This window comes from Variovorax sp. E3 (assembly GCF_016082275.1).
Classification (GTDB): Bacteria; Pseudomonadota; Gammaproteobacteria; order Burkholderiales; family Burkholderiaceae_C; genus Variovorax.
On sequence record NZ_MOWM01000390.1, the window covers coordinates 1 to 380 of the forward strand.

Consider the following 380-nt stretch of genomic DNA (forward strand, 5'->3'; position numbering starts at 1 on the left):
GCCACGCACCGCCACGCACCGCCACGCACCGCCACGCACCGCCACGCGCCGCCACGCGCCGCCACGCGCCGCCCCTGGGTGTGCGCGTGGCTTTGGTCTTTGCGCCTCTCGTCAGCGCCTCAGGACCTCTTCCACGCGGCCCGCGTGGGAGCGTCGAGGGAGGTCCAGCCGCGCTGCAGCGCGCGCCCGAGGCGGGCCTCGGCCTGCAACGAGGTCGGACCGGCCTCGCGCGGCAGCATCCACGCCGCCGAGGCGCCGATGAGCGCCGAGGCCCCGCACAGCAGGGCCGCCCCCATGCGCAGTCTCCTGGGCCTGACGTGGCCGACGCGCGCGCTCCGTTCGGCCGTCGGTCCCTGGATCTGCCGCGCCTGCGCGGCGGC

1 protein-coding gene is annotated in these 380 nt (G+C 78.2%); it reads right to left on the reverse strand.

The window, feature by feature from the left end; all coding sequences use genetic code 11:
* Window positions 1–119: 119 nt before the first annotated feature.
* On the reverse strand, window positions 120–380 hold a 261-nt coding region (locus tag BMG07_RS41035), incomplete at its 5' end, for a hypothetical protein (protein WP_269759927.1).